This window comes from Calditrichia bacterium, assembly GCA_020634975.1.
Lineage (GTDB): Bacteria > Calditrichota > Calditrichia > RBG-13-44-9 > J075 > JACKAQ01.
In genome coordinates, this window is the sequence record JACKAQ010000001.1 from 2,311,763 (window position 1) to 2,333,302 (window position 21,540).

At 49.5% G+C, this 21,540-nt stretch carries 23 protein-coding genes; 5 read left to right on the plus strand and 18 right to left on the minus strand.

The features are described 5' to 3' along the window. Positions 1–62 precede the first annotated feature (62 nt). Positions 63–797 (minus strand): ComF family protein, encoded by a 735-nt coding sequence (locus H6629_09370; protein MCB9068002.1) that lies wholly within the window; start codon positions 795–797, stop codon positions 63–65. A 135-nt stretch (positions 798–932) separates the two neighbouring features. Further along, positions 933–2,228, minus strand: a complete 1,296-nt coding sequence (locus H6629_09375; GenBank protein MCB9068003.1) for a hypothetical protein — start codon at positions 2,226–2,228, stop codon at positions 933–935. A gap of 170 nt (positions 2,229–2,398) precedes the next feature. On the opposite strand from H6629_09375, the gene H6629_09380 reads away from it, so the two are divergent. Together H6629_09380 and H6629_09385 are read left to right on the plus strand one after the other, a co-directional pair. Next, positions 2,399–2,665, plus strand: coding sequence for a hypothetical protein (locus H6629_09380; GenBank protein MCB9068004.1), 267 nt, complete (start codon positions 2,399–2,401; stop codon positions 2,663–2,665). Between the two features lie 104 nt (positions 2,666–2,769). Beyond that, entirely contained in the window at positions 2,770–3,237 is a 468-nt protein-coding gene (locus tag H6629_09385; protein MCB9068005.1) for a PTS sugar transporter subunit IIA, read from the plus strand. 15 nt (positions 3,238–3,252) lie between these two features. On the opposite strand, the gene H6629_09390 is transcribed toward H6629_09385, so the two are convergent. The 3 genes from H6629_09390 to H6629_09400 all read right to left on the minus strand — a co-directional run bounded on the left by H6629_09390 (position 3,253) and on the right by H6629_09400 (position 6,548). Continuing rightward, positions 3,253–4,722: an NAD-dependent succinate-semialdehyde dehydrogenase gene (locus H6629_09390; protein MCB9068006.1), complete on the minus strand. Its 1,470-nt coding sequence runs from the start codon at positions 4,720–4,722 to the stop codon at positions 3,253–3,255. 112 nt (positions 4,723–4,834) lie between these two features. Beyond that, positions 4,835–5,242, minus strand: coding sequence for a DUF2177 family protein (locus tag H6629_09395; GenBank protein ID MCB9068007.1), 408 nt, complete (start codon positions 5,240–5,242; stop codon positions 4,835–4,837). 79 nt (positions 5,243–5,321) lie between these two features. Continuing rightward, a complete protein-coding gene (locus tag H6629_09400) occupies positions 5,322–6,548 on the minus strand; it encodes a T9SS type A sorting domain-containing protein (protein MCB9068008.1) in 1,227 nt (408 codons plus the stop codon). Between the two features lie 218 nt (positions 6,549–6,766). Here H6629_09400 and H6629_09405 point away from each other — a divergent pair, with 218 nt between their 5' ends. After that, positions 6,767–7,438, plus strand: a complete 672-nt coding sequence (locus H6629_09405; GenBank protein MCB9068009.1) for a phosphoribosylanthranilate isomerase — start codon at positions 6,767–6,769, stop codon at positions 7,436–7,438. Then, positions 7,392–8,606 (plus strand): tryptophan synthase subunit beta, encoded by a 1,215-nt coding sequence (gene trpB / locus H6629_09410; GenBank protein ID MCB9068010.1) that lies wholly within the window; start codon positions 7,392–7,394, stop codon positions 8,604–8,606. The genes H6629_09405 and trpB overlap by 47 nt, the downstream gene beginning before the upstream one ends. A gap of 63 nt (positions 8,607–8,669) precedes the next feature. Here the strand turns inward: trpB and H6629_09415 are convergent, their stop codons facing one another. From H6629_09415 to flgB, 10 genes are all read right to left on the minus strand, one after another. Next, positions 8,670–9,248, minus strand: coding sequence for a hypothetical protein (locus tag H6629_09415; GenBank protein ID MCB9068011.1), 579 nt, complete (start codon positions 9,246–9,248; stop codon positions 8,670–8,672). Positions 9,249–9,294: 46 nt separating this feature from the next. After that, positions 9,295–9,741, minus strand: coding sequence for a flagellar FliJ family protein (locus H6629_09420; protein ID MCB9068012.1), 447 nt, complete (start codon positions 9,739–9,741; stop codon positions 9,295–9,297). A gap of 57 nt (positions 9,742–9,798) precedes the next feature. After that, complete coding sequence (gene fliI, locus H6629_09425; GenBank protein ID MCB9068013.1) at positions 9,799–11,118, minus strand: flagellar protein export ATPase FliI; 1,320 nt, start codon at positions 11,116–11,118, stop codon at positions 9,799–9,801. Positions 11,119–11,124: 6 nt separating this feature from the next. Next, the gene (locus H6629_09430) at positions 11,125–11,847 is read right to left on the minus strand and encodes a hypothetical protein (GenBank protein ID MCB9068014.1); all 723 of its coding nucleotides are present in this window, start codon (positions 11,845–11,847) and stop codon (positions 11,125–11,127) included. A gap of 13 nt (positions 11,848–11,860) precedes the next feature. After that, positions 11,861–12,886, minus strand: coding sequence for a flagellar motor switch protein FliG (gene fliG, locus H6629_09435; GenBank protein MCB9068015.1), 1,026 nt, complete (start codon positions 12,884–12,886; stop codon positions 11,861–11,863). 24 nt (positions 12,887–12,910) lie between these two features. After that, the gene (gene fliF, locus H6629_09440; protein MCB9068016.1) at positions 12,911–14,512 is read right to left on the minus strand and encodes a flagellar M-ring protein FliF; all 1,602 of its coding nucleotides are present in this window, start codon (positions 14,510–14,512) and stop codon (positions 12,911–12,913) included. 94 nt (positions 14,513–14,606) lie between these two features. Beyond that, positions 14,607–14,900, minus strand: coding sequence for a flagellar hook-basal body complex protein FliE (gene fliE, locus H6629_09445; protein ID MCB9068017.1), 294 nt, complete (start codon positions 14,898–14,900; stop codon positions 14,607–14,609). Between the two features lie 37 nt (positions 14,901–14,937). Next, positions 14,938–15,279, minus strand: coding sequence for a hypothetical protein (locus H6629_09450; protein MCB9068018.1), 342 nt, complete (start codon positions 15,277–15,279; stop codon positions 14,938–14,940). A gap of 186 nt (positions 15,280–15,465) precedes the next feature. Then, entirely contained in the window at positions 15,466–15,963 is a 498-nt protein-coding gene (gene flgC / locus H6629_09455) for a flagellar basal body rod protein FlgC (protein MCB9068019.1), read from the minus strand. 176 nt (positions 15,964–16,139) lie between these two features. Beyond that, the gene (flgB, locus tag H6629_09460; GenBank protein MCB9068020.1) at positions 16,140–16,559 is read right to left on the minus strand and encodes a flagellar basal body rod protein FlgB; all 420 of its coding nucleotides are present in this window, start codon (positions 16,557–16,559) and stop codon (positions 16,140–16,142) included. A 298-nt stretch (positions 16,560–16,857) separates the two neighbouring features. Between flgB and H6629_09465 the strand changes: the two genes are divergently transcribed. Beyond that, positions 16,858–17,802 (plus strand): cation transporter, encoded by a 945-nt coding sequence (locus tag H6629_09465; protein MCB9068021.1) that lies wholly within the window; start codon positions 16,858–16,860, stop codon positions 17,800–17,802. Positions 17,803–17,876: 74 nt separating this feature from the next. On the opposite strand, the gene H6629_09470 is transcribed toward H6629_09465, so the two are convergent. From H6629_09470 to dusB, 3 genes are all read right to left on the minus strand, one after another. Continuing rightward, positions 17,877–18,164, minus strand: coding sequence for a hypothetical protein (locus H6629_09470; protein MCB9068022.1), 288 nt, complete (start codon positions 18,162–18,164; stop codon positions 17,877–17,879). A 203-nt stretch (positions 18,165–18,367) separates the two neighbouring features. Continuing rightward, positions 18,368–19,996: a metallophosphoesterase gene (locus tag H6629_09475; GenBank protein ID MCB9068023.1), complete on the minus strand. Its 1,629-nt coding sequence runs from the start codon at positions 19,994–19,996 to the stop codon at positions 18,368–18,370. Positions 19,997–20,247: 251 nt separating this feature from the next. Then, entirely contained in the window at positions 20,248–21,429 is a 1,182-nt protein-coding gene (dusB, locus tag H6629_09480) for a tRNA dihydrouridine synthase DusB (protein ID MCB9068024.1), read from the minus strand. Positions 21,430–21,540 lie beyond the last annotated feature (111 nt).

Genomic DNA, 21,540 nt, shown 5'->3' on the forward strand with positions numbered 1-21,540 from the left:
CTTGTAAGCTATTTAAAAACAATATATTATATGAAGCCTCGTGAATACGGGGCTTTTTTTTCTCAAAAATCCCAATTTACCGCAGTTTCTTCCTCCTCAAAAACCGGCGTTGCAATCGCGATTGCGAAAACCTGTACTGCGCCGTTTTCCTTCAATGTCCGGGCACATTCGTTCAGGGTTGCGCCGGTTGTTACCACATCATCGATCAGCAAGACGGTTTTTCCGGCAATCTTTTCCGGCGACCTGAGCACGAAAGCATCTGCCACATTTTTGCGACGATCCGTGCGTTTCAGCTTGGTTTGCGATTGGGTGTGGCGTTTGCGTTTCAGGAATTTTGTATCGCACTTGTATTCCGGGAATAGGCCGGCTGCCAATCGCTCACTTTGGTTGTAGCCGCGAATTTGCCGGCGTTTCCAGTGCAGCGGTACCGGCAAAATCATATCTGCGGTTGTTGCAAATGTCGGAAAATTGGGTTGAGAAGCAATCCAGCGTCCGGTTTTCCGGGCGAGATCCGGCATTTGTTTGTATTTGAATGCATGCGCGATGTGCTGTATTTGGTCGTGAAAACAGAAGGCTGCCCACATTTGATCGATGTGGCGAGGTGTCATCTTTGCCAAAATACGTGTTTCGATCCAGCTATCCGGCACGGATTGCAATGCCGAAATGCAGCTTTCGCACAAAATGGGAATGGGTGTTTCCGCGCCGATCAGCTGTTCGCAATTGTGGCAAACCGGCGGAAACAGCAATTCGCCGATGGCGTTGCCGATCTGTTTGAACATCGAAATAGTGTTGTGCATTTTTGGAATGATAATTGTGAATTTGAAAAATAATAAAATTTGACATTCCTGCCCCGAAGGCAGAAATCTTAACATATCACCGGGATAAGCCCCGGTGATATGTGTATTTACAGTCATAAATAGGAACGAAACTTATCAGAAATTATACCGGAACGACAGCCGCGGTTCCACCCGTTCGACTGGTTTGTAAACACCGGGATTGCCCGGTTCTTCCAGCCAGTACCAGCGATAAATAACGCTGAGCAGCAGATAATTGTTCAGCTCGTAACCGATGTCTGCTGTGAGCACGGAATTGATATCCAGCGTGCGCACATCTTTGAATGTTTCGACATTAATTTTATCGTAATAGCCGCGCAGCTCGAAACGGGGCACCAGATCCGGCGCGTTGGCTTCCACGTGCAAAATACCGCTGTTGCGAATGCCGTTCAATTTCTGGAAACTGCCGATCAGCTGCACTTTTTGAATGACATGTCCGGCGAGTTCGCCAAAAATACCTTCGGTTTTCGGCGTGTTGCGCAATTGCGTAAAAATACTGTTGGTGCCGCCGAGCTGGCGCTGCAAGTCATACAACGGTCCAAACAGCGATGGCACAAACTGCTCGCCGTTGAAGCGTTTTTCCAGCCGTGCAGCAAGCCCGAACAGCCCGATAAATTCCGGAAAAACCACCCGGATACCCACGGCTTTCCCATTGCCGAAATCGCTGAATTTGGAGTAATCCGCATAAACGGTGCTGTTGATGAGCTTGAGATCCAGCCACATCAAATCCACGCCAAAGCCAAACGCGCTGAGCGAATTTTCGGTGAATGTGGTGTCGGTCAACGGTTCATCAGCCACATTGTTGTCGCGAATGTAGGTGGTGTAAACCCTTAATTTATTTAAAATTGGCATTGGTTCCTGTGCAAAGCGAAACGGGCGGACATACAGGTTCACGCCCTGCAAATCGGATGATCCGAAATTGCTCATCACGCTTTCGAAACCGAATTGGTTCAAATCCACATCGGCTACCAGCCCGATTTTCCGTTTATCGTAATTCGACTGGTTGTTGTAATTCCACATCAAAAATCCGTTACCGAGAATTGCGCGATCCAGCGATCCGACCCGGAAATAATACGGATCGTATTTTTGCGCGTAGCGGATGTAACGAATGGCCCGCAAAATGCCAGCGCCATCCTGATATTCATCTTTTCGAAATTTGAACCCGTCTTCATTATTAAACAACAGTTGCAAATAGATGCCAACACCCCATTTGCCGAAAGCCAGATCCGGCGCGAGTGTGAGTGTGGTGTACGCTTGATCATCAATCCAGGTCATGCCCAAGCCGCCCATCATGGTCCGGTCTTCGGGATATCTGTAGGGGTCAGGAAAGGGCTGCGCCCAGGCGATTTGTGCCAGTCCGAGCACCATCAGTAGTAGCAAACAATAACGTCGCATCTTATCTCCCTTGTTTACGCAATTGGTTGTTTTTCCTGCAACATCGATACTTTTTTTATGCCGGAAAAATAACATAATCCATATCTAAAGCAAATCGTTTTTTGCTTCATTAAAACACCTGACCATCCGATGATGTAGCTTGAACAATTAAAGACAAAAGGGAATTTGTCATGAGTGTCAAAAAGGAATTTGAGCCATTGGAACAAGACTGGTCGAGATGTAACGCCACTGCAGATGGTGTCGTTTACAAATTTGGAAATGTGGTGAAATCCAGTATCGCCAATAGGTCAAACAGGATTCAAAAATACGATATGCAAATGTTCGATAAAGCGGATAATGTGAAAGTAGAAGTATTGAATGGCAAAAACGGCGTGACTGCCATTCGCTTTCGATGCAAATGCGGCTGTGAGTCAGTTGTTGAGCTGCAAATGGAGTAACTGCATTCCGGCAGCAAATGCTAAGATAAGTTCTCCTTGATGCCACAATGGTTTCGGTTGTATATTGGCACGGTCAAAAATCTTTTGCGGACGGGAGATCTGACATGAAGCTGAGCGAAATTTTACAGGAAAGCCTGATCAAATACCCTTTAAAAGGGACGGCCAAAGTTGAGGTCATCGAAGAATTGTTGGAAGAATTGGTGAAAAACCAGTTGATCCAGCAACGCGATGAAGTGCTGGATGCTATTTTAGAGCGGGAACGATTGATGACAACCGGCGTGGGACACGGCGTTGCTATTCCACATTGCCGCACCCAGCTCATCCAAAATTTTGTTATTGCCATCGGTGTGCATCCCGAAGGCGTTGATTTTGAATCGTTCGATCACAAGCCTGCCCACATTGTTTTTCTGCTCATCGGCCCGAACGACCAGCACGGCACGCATTTGCGATTACTCACCCGCATTTCCCGGATTATTTCCCAACCGCACGTTCGCGATGCCTTGCTGCAACTCAAAACACCTGCGGAAATTTATCAATTCCTGATCGATCAGGAATCCACGCTGATTAATTAGTTGTAAAAAAAAGACTTACGAATTTTCTGTAATCCCGCCGTGACAAATAAATTTTGTTTCCAGATATTCCTCAATGCCGTATTTTGAGCCTTCCCGGCCGATTCCCGATTCTTTTACGCCGCCAAACGGCGCAACCGCTGTGGAAACCATTCCGGTATTCACGCCGACAATGCCATATTCCAGCGCTTCGGAAACCCGCCAGATTCGCCCGATATCCCGCGTATAAAAATACGCTGCCAGCCCGAAACGAGTGTTATTCGCCATTGTAATGGCCGCTTTTTCTGATGTGAACCGATACAGCGGCGCAACCGGACCAAAAATTTCGGTTTGTGCCATTTCCGCGGATTCGGTGACATTTGTGAGTACGGTGGGTTGGAAAAAATTGCCGCCGAGCGAATGGCGGCTGCCGCCGAGAATAATTTCTGCGCCGTTTTCGCGGGCGTCGTTGATCAGGTTTTCCACTTTTTCCAGCGCTTTTGGGGCAATCAGCGGACCGATGTCCACCCGTTCGTCCACGCCGTTGCCCACGTTCAGTTTCGAAACGGCTTTAGTGAATTTTTCGGTGAAGTCATCGTAAATCGCATCCTGAACGAGAATGCGGTTGGCGCAAACGCAGGTTTGCCCGGCGTTGCGGAATTTGCTGGCGATGGCACCGCTCACCGCTGCGTCGATATCTGCATCGTCAAACACGATGAACGGCGCGTTGCCGCCCAGTTCCAGCGATACTTTTTTGACGGTATCCGCGCTCTGGTGCAGCAACATTTTCCCCACTTCCGTGGAGCCGGTGAAGGACACCTTGCGCACCAGCGGATTTGTGGTCAATTCTTTCCCAACTGTTGCCACGTCCGATGTGGTTACCACATTGAACACGCCCGGCGGTAATCCGGCGCGTTCGCCGAGTTCCGCCAGCGCCAAACCGCATAGCGGCGTATCTTCCGCCGGTTTCCACACAAAAGTGCATCCGGCAGCCAGCGCGGCGGGCAGTTTTTTGGCAACCATCGCAATGGGGAAATTCCACGGCGTAATGGCGGAAACCACGCCAATCGGTTGTTTGATCACAATATTGCGCAGGTTGGGGTGGTGCGTCGGGATCACATCGCCGTAAATGCGGCGCGCTTCCTCTGCAAACCATTCAAAAAATGAGACGCTGTAATCGATCTCTCCCCGGGATTCGGCGAGCGGTTTGCCCTGTTCGGTGGTCATCAGCAACGCCAGATCTTCTTTATTTGTGCGCAGTAAATTGGTGAATCGTCTCAAAATTTCCGCGCGATCTGACGCCGTTTTGGCCTGCCATTCCGGCTGTGCTGCTGCCGCCGCTTCGATGGCGCTGCGCGTTTCGCCAGCACCCAAATCGGCAACTTGTGCAATCGTTTCGCCGTTGGCGGGATTGGTCACCGGGAAAGTTTTGTGGCTGCTGCCCTCAACCCAGTGCCCGTTGATGTAAGCTTTTTCGCGTAATAAATGAAGATCTTTTAATAAAATCATGGTGTAATCCTTTCCGGTTCGAATAATAAAATATGAAAGGATTTTGGCGGGAATGCAACCGGCGAAAGAGAAAGCCGGTGAAAACAGCGGCTTTTACGGCGGGAAATTTAGGTCAGGAAAGCCATTTTCCGGCGGCGAATCCGGCTGCGGAAACCGATGCGCAGAGCACCGTTCCCCACAAAATATCCACGAAAACCACCGGTAGCGGCCAATCTTTCAGCGTGGCGAGGTTGGTTAAATCGTAGGTTGCATAGGTGAAAAATCCGAAGAGTGCGCCCAAAATCAGTGCTTTTGAAAATGATGCTTTGTCGAGCGCGGGCAGCACCGCGAAAATCATAATTCCGGCGATGTAAATCAGGTAAAATACGATCGCTGCAGTCCAGTTGACCTGCGGGCTCAAAATGTAATCGAGGTGTTTGCGGTAAAACCCTTTGGCAAGCCAGCCCAGCCACAGCATGTCGATCAGGAAAAATACCGGAACCATCATTGCGTATAACTTTATGTAAAACAATAGCTTCATAGTGTGCTCCGGGGATTATTCCTGATTGAAACGGCGGGGATTCGCAATGTGTTAACCCCGCCGCAAACGTATTTCGCGATTATTGAATCAGCAGCATTTTTTGCGATTGTTGAAAAACGCCGGCCCGCAGTTGATAAAAATAAACGCCCGACGCAACGCGCTCTCCGTTATCATTGGTGGCGTCCCAAAATAAATTGTGATTTCCGGGCAGGTAATTGCCGTTGGCAAGGCTGCGCACCTGTTGCCCGCGTGCGTTATAAATGTTGAGTTGAATATCCTGTGCCGAGGGCAGCGCAAAGCGGATGTTTGTGCCGGGATTGAACGGGTTCGGGTAATTATCGAACAATTGCGGTGTGTCGGGTAAATTTTCCGAGCCGTCCCGGATGCCGGTTGGCACGCCGAAACGCAGCTTCAGCAACACAGGCATGTGGTCGGATGCATCGTGCAGGGCGTTGGCGACATCGGTATCCACTACGCCGTTTTGCCCGTTGTTGATGGCCTGGTTGAAATGCAGCCCGTCGTTGCCATACGCCGTGTAGCTGTTGGAAACATAGTCGATGCCGCCGGGAGAAAGCAGGTTTTCGCACAGGAGCATCATGTCAAACCGGTCATCTACGCCGCCGCCGGAACCTGCGCCACCGTTCACCCGGGTTGATTGGGTGAAAATGTCTGCAAATGATGCGTTGTTGTGCCAATTGCCCAACCGGTTGATCGGGTCTTTCACATATCCGCTGCCGCGCGACGTTTTGATCAATTCCTGAAATGCCGGTTCATCGGAGTAATAAATATTGTAATCGCCAACGATCATAAAATTGGCAGTTGTTGGCAAATTGTCGGTTACGTTGCGCAATACCATTACTTCTTGCAGGCGTCGCTGGCGTTCGGTTTCACCGTCGCTGGCTTTCAGGTGCACGGAAAAAACGATCAGCGTATCGCCGGAAAGGATGTGCCGCACGCGGTATTGGTAAATATCCCGCAATGTTGTGGCGTGACGGGTAACGCTCACCAGATCGAAAACGGCGGTGCGATAAAACAGCGCCATATCTTTGTCCGGGCCGTCAAAATAGGGCGCGGCGGCGTAGGGCGTGCCGTTGTCATTCAAAATGTTCAAAAAAGCGTTCACGCCGGCTTGCGAACCCATTTCCTGGGTCACCAATAAATCCGGTTCAATTTCGTCGATCACCGTGTCGAACGCCTGCGTTCTGCCGCCAGTATAATCGAGAATATTGTATGTCATGATCGTCGCTTCGCTTTGCGCAAAAACGAATCCCCAAAAACCAATTAACATCGAGAAAAAAAATCGCATCACCAAACCTCTGTATTTATTAAACTTGCATCCGTGCAAACGATCTGTCTTACGCGAAAGCAAATCGCAGCTTCGCATGATACTAACATTCATTTTCGATAATCTACCCTTTTTTTATTAACCGGTTTGTGAAGCAGGGCGGTTTTTGTTATGAAAACTGACATTTCATTTTTATAATTGAACCGTCGTTTAAACCTGAAACAAACGGTGATGAACAGTTGAATTTGCGCGTAAAAATTTGCGGCATCACCCGGTTGGCGGATGCCGAACTGGCAGCGGAACTCGGTGCGGATGCGCTGGGATTTGTTTTTTTTGAGAAAAGCCCCCGCAACATCACGTTTGCGGATGCCGCAAAAATTATCGAAAAATTGCCGACGCATATCCGAAAAATTGGCGTTTTTGTGAATCCCAGATACGCATTTGCGGCGGAAGCCGTGCGCATCGCGGGGCTGGACGCCATTCAACTGCACGGCATTTACGATGACGCTAATTTTCTGAAAATCAATGATTTACCGACAGTGCTGGCAATCGCCGTTGACGAAAACGGATTGGACAAACGCAGCGCCAAACTGCTGCCAAAAGCGGATGCCGTTTTGCTGGATGCGCATCACCCAACACAGCACGGCGGCACCGGACGCACCTTCAACTGGCAGTTCGCAGCAGCGCACAGCCGGCAGCAGCCGATCATTCTGGCCGGCGGATTGAATCCCGCAAACATCCGTTCGGCGGTGGAAACGGTTCGCCCGTTTGCGGTGGACGTGAGCAGCGGCGTGGAGGCATCGCCGGGTGTGAAAGATGCAACTAAACTGAAACAATTTTTTAAAAAAATCGAGGCGTTTCGCAATGATCGACACGAAGAAATCCGTGAATTTTTCCCAATTTCCCGATAAAAGCGGCAAATTTGCCGAATACGGCGGTATGTTTGTACCGGAAATTTTGATGCCCGCACTGGAGGAGCTGATTGCGGCGTATGCAACCGCGCAAAACGATCCGGCGTTTGGCGACGAGTTGCAGCACTATTTCCGCGATTATGTGGGGCGACCGAACCCGCTCACTCACGCCGACCGGCTGAGCGAGCAAATCGGCGGCGCGCAAATCTGGCTGAAACGCGAAGATTTGAATCACACCGGTGCGCACAAAATCAACAACGCCATCGGGCAGTTGCTGTTGGCGAAACGCATGGGCAAACAGCGCATCATTGCAGAAACCGGTGCGGGACAGCACGGCGTGGCAACCGCAACCGTCGCCGCAAAAATGGGGCTGGAATGTTTCGTTTACATGGGCGCGGAAGATGTGGTTCGCCAGCGGCTGAACGTGTTCCGGATGAAATTTTTGGGCACCACGGTGGTGCCGGTGGAAAACGGCAGCCGCACCCTGAAAGATGCCATCAACGAGGCAATTCGCGATTGGGTGACCAACGTGCACGATACGTTTTATTGCATCGGCTCGGTGGTTGGTCCGCATCCGTATCCCATGATTGTGCGCGATTTCCAGGCGGTGATCGGTCGCGAAGCGCGGCAGCAGTCGCAGGAAAAGTTCGGCAAATTACCGGAAGCAGTGGTCGCCTGCGTGGGCGGCGGCTCCAATGCGATGGGCATTTTCTATCCTTTTTTGAACGATGAATCCGTAAAATTATACGGCGTGGAAGCGGGCGGACGCAACAATCTCGCGGGAAATCACGCGGCGACGATTTCGTACGGTTCGCCGGGCATTTTGCACGGGATGAACACCTATCTCATCCAAACCGATGACGGGCAAATCGGCGATGTGCACTCGGTTTCCGCAGGACTGGATTATCCCGGCGTTGGCCCGGAGCACGCATTTTTGAAAGATGTGAACCGGGTGAAATATGTTGCCGCAACGGACGAGCAGGCGCTGGAAGCGATGTCGCTGCTGGCAAAAACCGAAGGCATCATTCCCGCGCTGGAAACGGCGCATGCGGTTTGGGCGCGCGTGGAATTGGCCAAAACCATGTCGCCGGATGAACATTTGGTGCTTTGCCTTTCCGGGCGCGGCGATAAAGATATGGAAGCGATTATTCAAATGTGGGAAAAATGAAAAAGCGGCTCAATTTGAGCCGCTTTTTGCCTGTAGGATGCTGTATTCTGTAATGGTTGCTGCTTACATTTCTGCCATCGATTTACTCAATTCAATCGCTTTAAACGGTTCCATGGCTGCCAGCACTTTGGCGGCCTGGCGTTTATTCATTTTGGAAATCACCGTTACTGCCAGTTCCGTTTCCAGATTCGCGATAATCATTGCAGCCTGTGCCGGCGCCATTTTTTCGTAAATCTGGGCCATCTCTTTGGTCATTTTCGCAAAATTTTCGCTCTGCTTTTTTTGTTGCTGTTGGGCTAACTGCTGTTTCTCAAGATTATCCGTTGGCAAATTATTCGGTTGCCGAAGCGACATTTGCAGGCTGTCTAATGCGTCCATCTGTGGTTGTGCCGGTGTTTCAACTCCCGCTGTTTTTTCCGGTGCAGCTTCTGCAAGCTCATTTTGCTTTGGTTGTTCTGCTTCTGGCAATCCGGCGCCCAACTGTTTTTGGGCTGCGTCATTTTTTGCGGGGGCGGCAAGCGAATCTGCTCCTATCCCATCCGCTGTTAGCGGTGCCGGTGGCGGTTGAAACATGGATACAACAAATGTTGTAATTCCCAAAATGATTACAAATGTTCCGATGTAAAACAGAGCCGTTTTCATGATAAATCTTTATTTTGCATTATTTTAAGTAGCTGTATTATCGCTATTATTTCCACAAACCCCGGCGGTTGCCGAGTATCGCCATTTCGTCGATGTCGTTTTGGGATTGTTTGAGAAAATCCTGATGAAATTTTTCGAGTTCTTTTTCGCGGAGTTTTTCCAATACTTTTCGCTCCCGCTGAACCTTCAACAATTTTTCCCGTTCCTGATTTTCCCGCTCTTCCATCGAGAATAGCTGTTGTTCCTGCTCCTGCACTTCTTCGATCAAATTTTGGAAATGACCGAAATTCAAATGCATATCTCCGGCATTTTGAAAACGAACATTGCCTAATTCTCTGGCAAAAGCTTCGGATGAACTCTGCTTTTCCAGCAGTTGCTGGTAAGCGTTCATTTTATCCTGCGCAGCGCTCGATAAATCTTTTTGCTGCTGTTTAAACTCGACATCTTTTACTTCCAATACCTTATTCAAGCGAAATTTAAAACCGTTATTCATTAGTCTTCCCTGACTGTTAGTGAATGTATCGTTTGGTTTTTACTTTGATGATTATCGTTAATCGCGCATTATATCCATTACCGTAGCGATACTACTTTGAAGATCGGCAGAATCTTTGATACCTTGACGCAAAAACTGTTGAATTCGCGCTATTTTTTTAATGGAATAATCAATTTTTGGATTATTGCCTTTTACATAAGCACCAATATTTATTAGATCTTCTGCTTCCTTGTAGGTGGCTAATGTGTCCATCAGTTTCATTGTAGCGCCCTGATGTTGCTGGGTGGTTACATCATTCATTACCCGGCTGATGCTTTCCAAAACGTCGATTGCCGGATAATGTCCGGCAGATGCCAGTCGCCGCGACAGCACGATGTGACCATCCAGAATACCGCGTGCGGTGTCGGAGATCGGCTCGTTCATATCGTCCCCTTCAACCAGAACGGTATACATGCCGGTGATGCTGCCGGTGGCGGATGTGCCCGCCCGTTCCAGCAATTTCGGGAAAAAAGCAAATACGGATGGCGTGTAGCCACGGGTTGTCGGCGGTTCGCCGATGGTCAGCCCGATTTCCCGAAGCGCGGTGGCAACCCGCGTCAGCGAGTCCATCATCAGCAAAACATTTGCGCCCTGTTCGCGGAAATATTCCGCGATGGTGGTTGCGACCAGCGCCGCTTTTACCCGAACCAAAGCCGGCTGGTCAGAGGTGGCAACCACCAGAATCGATCGTCGCAATCCGGCTTCGCCCAATTCTTTTTCAATAAAATCGCGAACCTCGCGACCCCGTTCGCCAACGAGTGAAATAACATTTACATCTGCGTTGGTATTTTGGGCGATCATTCCCAAAAGGGTACTTTTACCCACGCCGCTACCGGCGAAAATACCCACACGTTGTCCTTTGCCGAGCGTTAATAAGCCATCGATTGCGCGGATGCCGGTAGTGATCGGCTCCGTTATCCGGCGGCGATGCAGCGGGTGCGGCGGATTTTGATACACCGACAGCCGTTCGCCTGAGGTAATCGCTCCGCGTCCGTCCATCGGTTCGCCCAATCCGTTCAGTACTCGACCCAGCATTGCCGGAGAAACCAGCACATTAAACGGCTCGCCGGTTGCCACAATATCGCTGCCGGGCGCGATGCCGCGCATTTCGCCGAGCGGCATGGTCAGCACGCGATCTTCGCGGAAACCGACAACTTCGGCGATGTATGGCTGGCGGCTGTTGCGCGGATAAACCTTGCAAATATCGCCAACCGCAACGGATGGCCCGGAAGACTCGACGATCAACCCCACAACCTGGACCACTTTGCCGTAAATGCGAATGGTATCAAGCGTGGGAACCGCATCGCGCAAAATGGTCAATTTTTCCTGAAATGGCATCATGGGTTATACTTCCGCTGCGTTGGTTGATTCGTCTTCATTGTGTTCGAGTTCTTTGTAATATTTGCGAAGTTTATCCACCATTTCGCTCATTTGGGTGTTGATCCGGGCATCCACTTTACCGAGATCGGTTTCGATGATGCAGCCGCCGATGCCGATGGATTCATCCGGTAAAATACCCAAATCCTTGAGATCCGGGAAATGACCGCGCAAATCGTTTTCCATTGATTTGATGTGCTGTAAATCCTGCGGGTTTACCAAAATTTTGACACGTCCGGCAATTTCGGCAGATTTGAGCACTTTGTTCAACGTTTCGTGAATGGTTTGTTTTTGCGAATGATCCAGCGCGCCAACCACTTTTTCCACCATCGCAAAAACCAGCTCCACGCATCCGGCTTCCGAATGGCGATAGATAATTTGCTGATGCTGGGCAATCGTATCGATCATCCCGTTGAGCGTCTGGAATGTTTTGTCCAACTGGCGGCGTGCTTCTTCGGCGGCATGTTGTGCGCCGTCCTGCAATCCCTGGTCGTAGGCTTCGGCGCGGATTTGCTCCAGCGCTTCCTCGCTAATGCGCACACCCGGTGGTTCGGGCGCTACGTCCGGTATTTCCGTCAACATATCCGGATGGGTTTCCAGAAAATCCGCCGGCGAACCATCCATTACATCCAACTGGGTGTTTTGCCCGTGTGTGGGAACTACCACCACCCGCGAGATGGGGCGTTTCATTTTTATGATTCGCCTATGCGATGACGACATCTTCTTTACCTCGTCCGGTTATGATAATTTCACCTTCTTCTTCAAGCTGCTTGACCACTTCGATAATCTTGCGTTGGGATTCTTCCACCTCTTTCAGGCGAACCGGTCCCATCACATCCAAATCTTCCCGGAGCAAAGCCGAGGCGCGTTCGGACATGTTTTTGAGGATTTTCTCTTTGACAGATTCTTCCGCAGCTTTGAGCGCCAGCGCGAGGTCTTTTTTGTCTACGTTTTTGAGCACTTTTTGAATACCGCGATCGTCGATCATCACCAGATCTTCGAAGACGAACATTTGACCTTTCACCTCCATCGCCATTTCCGGGTCCATTTCTTCCAGATGCGCGAGGATGGTTTTTTCGGTCATTTTGTTGGCCTGGTTAAGGATTTGCGCCAGCGCAGATGCGCCACCGGTGTTGCTCAGGTCTTCGGAAATAACGCTTTCGGCAAGCGAATCAATCACTTCTTCCACCTGGCGCAGCAACTGCGGCGATATTTTGCCCAGCGTCGCGATGCGATAGGCGACATCCACCCGTAATTCTTCGGGGAATTCCGCCAGCACATCCGCCGTTTGATCCGGTTTGAGATACGACAAAATGAGTGCGATCGTTTGCGGGTGTTCTTTTATCAAAAAGTTCACCAACTGGCTGGAATCGGCTTTCTGCAAAGTTGTAAAACCGCGAACCTGCATGGAACTGCGAATTTTTTCTACCAGTTCCTTTGCTTCGTTCATGCCGAAGGCTCTTTCCAGAACCGTTTGGGCAAAATCCAAACCGCCGGTTGCCACATATTCCCGTGCTTTAATCATCTGCATAAATTCGTCATTCACCTGATTGATGGATGACGAAAGCACCGAGTCAATTTTGGCAATTTCCAGACTGATCCGCATGATTTCCTGTTTTGTCAAATTCTGGAAAACGTGCGCAGCGGTTTCTTCGTCCATTGAAATCAATAATATAGCCGCTTTTCGCAGGCCACTTACGACTTCATTTTCTTCAGTATTCTTAGCCATCTAAAACCCTCATCATCCCATTGATTAGTATTCTTCATCTTCCATCAGCCAAACCTTGATCAAACGCGTTGCAACGTCAGGGTGCTGGCGAACATAATGCTGCACTTGTTCGTACTGCAAGTTACGTTTTTGTGCAGTTTTGAAGAATTCATCGGACATGATAACTTCATCATCTTCCTGTTCACCACCGGTTAGGGCGTGGTTGTGTTCTGCTGATTTCATTGCTTTGACATCCTTGTCTTTTTCTTCTTCTAATATTTGTTGAATTTGTGATTGAATTTCATCGCCACGAGTTTTTGCTGAAGTCAGTATGGATCGAACCAGAAAAATGCCCATCAGCAGTGCAATGCCGATTACCACTTTTTCGATAATATCCATCGGATCGCCCCACCACGGCATCACTTCCAAATCTTCCTCAACAGACGGATCGAACTGCATGTTGACAATCGAAAACTGGTCGCTGCGGTTGTTATCGAATCCCACTGCCATTTTTACCAATTGTTCCAGTTGTTGCATTTCCTGTGCATCACGGGGCAAAAATGAGGTTTCGGTGTTGCCGTCGGGATCTGTTTTTACATCCGGTTTATTGTTGACCATCACCGCCACCGAAATTCTGTCGATGTTGCCAACACCTTCAACAATCCGTTGGATGGATTTGCTGGTTTCGTAATTGGTAACCGTATTGGATGACGAGCTGCCGCCGGAGCCGGCGTTGGGATCGCCGGGTTGGGTTTGCTCGCTGGTTTCCTCACTGATGGTAACGGTGCGATCCGGGTCCACATCGTGAATGGTTTTTTCTACCTGCGACCAATTGAGTGAGGCATTCACCTGAACGGTTGCATTGCCGGCACCCACCCGTTTTTCGAGCACTGCTAACGCTTTTTGTTCCAGATCGTGCTCAACGCGGCGGCTGAAAGCCAGTTGGTCGCTGCTCATTGCCATGTTGTCATCCGGGTTGCTGTTGGAGCTGAGGATTCGTCCGCGGGTATCGGTTATGGTAATGTTTTCCGGTTCCAAACCTTCCACGCTGTTGGCAACCAAATGCCCGATGGCCTCGATCGTCATATCTGTTGGGCGGGCTTTGCGGCGCAACTGTAACTGAACAGATGCGGTGGGCACTTTTTGATCTTTCTCAAACAGCCGTTCTTTGGGAATCACAATCATTACGTTTGCGTTTTCCACACCTTCGATGCTGCGGATGGTTTTCACCAATTCGCCTTCGATAGCCCGTTTATAGGTGATCTGCTGCTGGAATTCTGTGATGCCCAACTCCTGACGATCGAACAATTCGTATCCGACAGTACCGGATTCCGGCAAGCCATCTCTGGCGAATTCCACCCGCAGGTCGTACACCCGTCCGGATGGGACCATCACCGTGCGGCCGCCGTTTTCCAATTGATAATCGATGTTTTGTTCACGAAGCCGGTCAATAATTTCGCCGGCATCTTTTGGGGATAAATCGCTGAACAGCGGTTCGAAAGGCGGGGAACTGGTGAGCACCAGCGTCAGAATTGTCGCTGCCAGAAAAACAACGGCAATTCCAGCAAAAATAATACGTTGTGTATTGTTTAACCGAGCAAAAAACTGGTTAACCTGAAACCATATTCTGTTGAATGACTCTCCCATCACCGAGACATCCTTGTAAGTTTAATTCCTTAAATTCTACCGTAAACACCACAAAAAATTAGGTCGGGCGTTTATTAATAAATCCGTTACGAGCCTACATTTGCATCCGCATAATTTCCTGATATCCTTCGAAGAGGCGGTTGCGGACTTCCAGCATCAATTCCATTCCCAGCCGTGCTTTTTCCGTAGCCATCATTACCTGATGCAAATCGGTAACTTCGCCGCGAACAAACATTTCCGTAGCGTTAACGGATTCTTTTTGCAATTCGTTGATCTGGTTGATAGCCTGGTTAAGGGTATCGCTGAAATCTGTGTCTGTTGCGCCGGAAATCGAGGGCAATCCGGTTTGCATTCCGTTGATCGCGTTTGCTGCAATTTTATTAATCATATCAAATTCTCCGCTGTTTAACGTCCGTTGTTACCGGTTAGCCTTTTACGTCGATCAGTTTACCTTTTTCGTGGTTTACTTTTTCCCGCTGATCGGTATATGCCTGTATTTCTTTTCGCGATTTGGGGAACAAGTTTTCGAAAAATGCCTGCTCGCGGGCGGTTAATCCCACCAGTGGTTTAAAATTTTGGGGGATGTTGATCCGGGCTTCAGAACTGTTTTCCGCTTGTTGTTCCTGAACAGCCGTTTTTACAACCGGTTGATCATTCTTAACTTTTGTAACTTCCGGGCGTTCCCGGACGTTCTCAACCGAATGATGCAAGTTTTGAACAGCGTTGGTAACGGCGTTCTGGAGAATGTTACTTACCTTCATATTCATCTGTCACTCCAGCATTCAAGTATTTTCAGGATGTATAGTTGCAGCTATGGTTTTGCTGCCGTTAATTAGCATCTTTATACGGCATTTTGAATGAACAAAAAGCCAATAGTTGAAGTTATGTATACGCTTCACCCATCGGCATATCATGTGGTATTGATTAGCGGAAAAATTCAATAACTTCCGGAATCAGATATCCAAAGCCCGTTTCGCCATATCCTTTGCGGCTTCGATGCTGCTCAGGTTTGCCTCGTATGCGCGGGAGGCGTTGATCATATCCACCATTTCCGTAACAACATTAATATTCGGTTTCAGGACGTAGCCCTCCTCATCCGCATCCGGATGGGCGGGATCGTATATCCGCAGAAAATCGCTCTGATCTTCTTCGATATTCGCCTGAACACTATTGTAATTATTGTTGCTCAGTTGGTGGTTGTGTTGGGAAAACGGGAAATGCCGACGATTGGTTTGTTTCAATTCCAACTTTGCATTGTTCAACACACCGTCAAAATCCGGCGTGTTTTCGGCTTCCATCACCGCAATTTTGCGGCGATACGGTTCACCGGACTCGGTGCGCGTCGTATTTGCGTTGGCAATATTGGAAGAAACCGCATTCAGCTTGCTCCGCTGTGCGCTTAGTCCGCTTGCCGATATATTTAACGACGTAAAAATAGATTGAACCTTCATAATTCATCCTTGAAAATTATGTCGAACTTTCCGTAGTCAATTAAACGGCGGCTTCTCAGCCTGACCGTATGTATTGTTGAAGTTGATCCGTGCAGCGTTTTGCAAGACAGTCGTTGGATAACCGTTAAACCCAACGACTGGCAAGCATTCCAAAAAAGCCCTCAAAAGGGTGGTGATTAACGGTCGTAACGTCCTTTGATGCTGGCGCGAAGCGTTGTAAACTGCCCGCTTACCAAACGGCTGGCGTATGCAAACTGAATCTCGTTTTTCGCCTGGTCAACAATTTCCTGATCGATATTAACATTGTTGACACCGCTGTGCAATTCTTCGGACATATCTTCCGTCATCTCCGGTTGAATCTCCCTGACCCGTAATCTCCCCAGGGGCATGTGTTTATCGTTGGTTCTGCGTCCGACCAGATGCTGACCCATCTGCTCTTGTAATTTGTCCTCAAAGCTCACTTCCCTGCGACGAAATCCGGCTGTGCCGATGTTGGCGATATTGGTCGCTATCGCTTTCTGGCGAGCCGAGTAAACATCCAGTGCCTTACTGAGACTGGGCATATTTGTTTGATCGAGAACAAGATTTTTAATCATTACAGCCTCCATGCGTTATTCGCCAAGTTATTCAGCAATCCTCATGCCATAACCGGTTAATGGATGTGGGAATTGTTGTTAAGTTGTTAAAAATCATACAAATATATCTCGTGTAAAAATTCGTTCGTCGCTCATTTCGTCGGCTCCGGGTAGCGAGAATCAACACTTTTGTTGAGATTTCCGGCATTCATCGCCGAAAATTGCTACGCCATATAATGGTCGGGCTTCTTCCAGAAAAGTGTATGGTAAGAAAATATTTTTTTCTCCTGTTTCTCAAAAAAAATCGCCAAATTTGCGCATGGACGATATCATTCAACAACATGCGGTTTACAGCGACTCCGATCGCCGGGCGTTAAAATTGGCAATGTCGCTCTCGCTGCTGATCGGTTTCCTGATGCTGGCCATTAAAATGGGCGCATATATTTTAACCGGATCTGCAGCAATTTTGAGCGATGCGGCGGAATCGGTTGTTCACGTTGCGGCGGTAGCTTTTGCCTTTTACAGCCTTTGGCTGTCTTTCAAGCCCGCGGATGCCACCCATTTGTATGGTCACGAGAAAATCGGGTTTTTCTCTGCCGGAGTGGAAGGCGCGTTAATCATCATTGCTGCATTTTACATTATATATGTAGCTGCTGAAAAATGGATCACCGGTTTGTATCTGGAAAATCTGGGTACGGGAACCATTCTTACCGCAGCGGCGATGGTCATTAATGCCCTGCTGGGCGGATATCTGGTATGGCTCGGCAAAAAAAAGCATTCGCTGATTCTGGAAGCTAACGGCAAACATGTGCTCACCGATTCATGGACAAGTTTGGGTGTATTGGTCGGATTGGGGCTGACGCTGTTGACCGGTTGGCTGCCGTGGGACCCGATTTGCGCCATTCTGGTGGCGCTGAACATTTTGTATTCCGGATTCGGGTTGATTCACAAAAGCATTGCCGGTTTAATGGATAAAGCCGATCCCTTGGTTCAGGAATCGTTGGAAAGCATACTTTCCGAGGAATCCGAAAGATACGGTATTCGATATCATGAACTGAAACATCGCAGTTTGGGGAGCACTTATTGGGTGGAAGTGCACCTGCTGTTTCCGGGTGATTTGTCCATTCGCGAAGCGCACCGGATTGCCACGGAAATCGAAAATCGCATCGAGGGCTCGCTGAAGCCATCCGCAGTTGTATCCACCCATCTCGAGTCCATCGAGGATCACAGCGAAGTTCACGAAAACAATCGCCACAATTTGTAACTGTCGAAAAAATCTACATTCAGGTTGATGTATTCGTTGGGAAAATATTGTTCGTCGCACTGCTTTTCGGGTGTTTATTGCGGCTCGGGACGAAAAATAAGCAGCAGCACGCTCGTCAATATCCAGATCACAGCCAGAATTGCGTTGTATCGCGGCAATTTTTCCTGCGGCAGTTGAAATGCGCCAGCAATGGTCGCAAATGCGCCGATAAACGCACCGACCATTATGGCATTTAACACCACAAACATGCCATCGATCGCCGGTGGATTTTCAAATAATTTTGAGCGAATGGCGCCGCCCAGCAATCCACCGGTTATCACACCTTGAACCACCAGCAAAATTTTCAGCAATATCGATTTCATCGCAAGTATCTCCGGTTTGAATTTTGTAATCTCAACAGGTTAACCATTTTGGTGCGAATAAGCAATGTCGCGATTGGTGAAACGGTTGGTCAAATTGCCCCGGTAATTTTGGATGCAGGGGGTGTTTGATTGTTATGCAAAAAAACCGCCCGGAAAATTCCCGGGCGGCTGAGGTTGTGCGTTGAGTAATGAACGGAAGAAGTTCATCGGGTGAGAGTCATTTTCCGGGTCTGGATTTCTTCGTTTGCCATCAGCCGGTAAAAATATACGCCGGAGGGCACCGAAGCGCCGCGCTGGTTGGTTGCATCCCAATTGATGGCGTAGCTGCCAGCTGTAAATTTATCGTTGACCAACGTTTTCACCAATCTGCCGGCAACATCCACAATTTCCAACCGGACATCAAATGTAGTGTTTGTTGCTGCCGGTAAATCGAATTGAATGGTGGTGTTCGGGTTAAACGGATTAGGAAAATTGGCATGCAGCGCGATGTTCTGCGGCAGTTGACCGTCGTCGTGAGAAATGCCCACAACGCCACTACCTTTTACCATCGTGAAATAATCCAGGCTGTTACCGGAATCATCCAGAAATGTGAGATCGAGCTGTGCGTTGTCGATATCCAAAACGACAGAGCCCAATTCTTTCAGTGAAACATGCATTGCCGGATGATCCAGATCGCCGCTGCTGGTTTTGCCGGAACTGCCGGCAACCACATACACTGCACCTTCGTGCGGCGCCTGTCCGAGCGTGGCTTTTTCGTATGCGCCGTCGTCATCATTTTTGCCGTTGCCGCCATCGAGAATCATATCGTTGGTGAGCGATCCGGAATCGCCGTAATGGCTATCCAGTAAAAAGGAGCGTTCATACGAGTGGCTATGCCCGGAAATCACCAGATCCACACCGCTGCCTTCGAGAATCGGCAGTGCATTTTCGCGCATTTCGATCAGCTGATCTTCATCGTCAGAATCGTGGCTGCCTTTGGTGTAAGGCGGGTGGTGCCAATAGGCAATGGTCCAGTCCTGTTCATTTTGTGCCAAATCCTGGGTCAGCCATTGCAGCATTTCCCCGTTGCTGGACCGGTCGATATCGTGCGAATTGAGGCAAATAAAGTGAATATTGGCAAAATCGAACGAATAATATGCCTCTGTTCCGCTGGCTGCACCACCGGCTTCTGCGTTTCGCGGCAGTGTGAAAATATTGTAAAACACGCCGCTTTCGTTTTCGGAATCCGCACTTTTGCCATCGTGATTGCCAAACGCGGGCCACAAAACGGATTTGCTTAGCATCGTTGGGTAAATGTCGAACATGTTGTCCTGATATTCATCGTCTTGCCCGTCATCGTAGGCGTTATCGCCGACCATCACCCATAAATCTGTGTGAACATTGTCGGTGAAATCGAAATAGGCATCGCGCACATTTTTGGCATCCTGATTTCCAGTGCCGGAATCACCCAAAATCCACACCCGCGTTTTTTTCTTTGTGCCAACCGGCGGCGCAGTGACGAAAAAATAATTTGGATCGCTGATAACGCCATCTGTGCTGCTGCCCACGGCGTAAAAATATTGGGTTTGGGGATTTAGTCCGGATATGGTAACCACGTGCTCGTCCGTGTTGCCGGAAACATCCACCACCTGATCCAGATTTTGGACATCCGTCCCGTAGCGAACACGGCTGTCCGTTTCCGCATCGGTGCGCCAGCGAACCACGATGCTGTTTGGCGTGCCGACCTGCAAATACGGTCCGCGCGTCAAATTAACTTGCGAAAACCCCGGCGTTGATGCACCGGTTAATGCCAATAAAATGGCGATAATTACGCTGCTAAAAAATCGTTTCATTAGTTTCCTCCACTGTTTATCCAACTCGATTTACAGTGGGGGATTATTGTCAATGATTATGCCAAAACAGAAAAACCGCTTAGAAATATTGATAAAACGATTGATTTTTCAAGTTTCTAAATTGTTGATAATAAATGGTTTGAGAAAAATCAGGGTTGCGATGCAATGCAGCTATCGAAAACGGGGATTTGCAAACGGGTGCGTATAAATCGAATGGGCAACTGTGAATAAATTGCGCGAAAAATGAAACTTTATCCGCCGGAAGTCGCATCTTCGGCTTCGGCGCAGGGCGGCGTATCGTCGTCGAGTTGATTGAGATAATCCGGCGGCAGCGCCACTTTTTGGGGATCGCCGCTTTTGCCGCGTGGCTCGCGAACTGATGCCAGCGGATACGGCTCGTTGCGCTCTTTTTCGTTGACAATCGATGTCATTTCCGAAAGGGTGGTCACGCGTACCAACCGACTGCGCAAATCTGGTTCGCCGGAAAAACCTTTTACATACCAGCTGCAAAATTTGCGGAACATGGGAATCGCGGTGCGTTCTTCAAAAAAATCGCAGAGCAATTCGGCGTGGCGCAGCATGATTTGCAGCGCTTCGCCGAGATGCGGCGGTTGCTGCGGCTCGCGACCGTTGAACACATCCGCGAGATCCCGGAACAGCCACGGACGCCCGAGGCAGCCGCGCCCGACCACTACGCCATCGCAGCCGGTTTGGCGCATCATCCGCAGCGCGTCGAACGATTCCCAAATATCGCCGTTGCCAAAAACGGGGATGGTTGTCACCGCGTTTTTCAACTCGGCGATGGCTTCCCAGCGGGCTTCGCCGGAATACAGTTGCGCGGCGGTTCGGGCGTGCAGGGCAACGGCGGCGCAGCCTTCGCCTTCGGCAATTTTTCCGGTGGCGATGTGCGTCGGATATTCGTCACTCACGCCGATACGAAATTTGATGGTCACGGGAATGCTGCCGGCGTTTTGCACCGCCGCGCGGATGATGTTTCGCAGCAAATTCGGTTTCAGCGGGATGGCCGCGCCGCCGCCTTTCCGGGTCACTTTGCGCACCGGGCAGCCAAAATTCAGGTCGATGTGATCCACGCGCTCCTCGTTCACCAGCAATTTTACGGCTTCGCCGGTGAAATACGGGTCTGTGCCATATAACTGGATGCTCCGGGGCGTTTCGTCCGGGGCGAATGTCGCCTGTTTCAGCGCGTACCATTCGCGGGTTGCCAGAAACCGCGACGTAACCATTTCGCTGACATACAGCCCTGCGCCGAACTCCCGGCAAAGCCTGCGGAAGGGCGCGTTGGTCACGCCGGCCATCGGGGCGAGCACCACTGGCGGCCATACCTGAAAATCGCCGATGGTCACCGGGCGGAATTCGTCCGGCTTCGCCAACGGCACGTTTTTATTTATTTCACTGCGGAAAATTGGGTTCATAAATTAATAATAAACTAATAAATAGCTGCTCTAATAGTTTGAGATTCCGGGACAAGCCCGGAATGACATTTTCGGTAAAACGGTCATTCCTGCGAAGGCAGGAATCTTCAA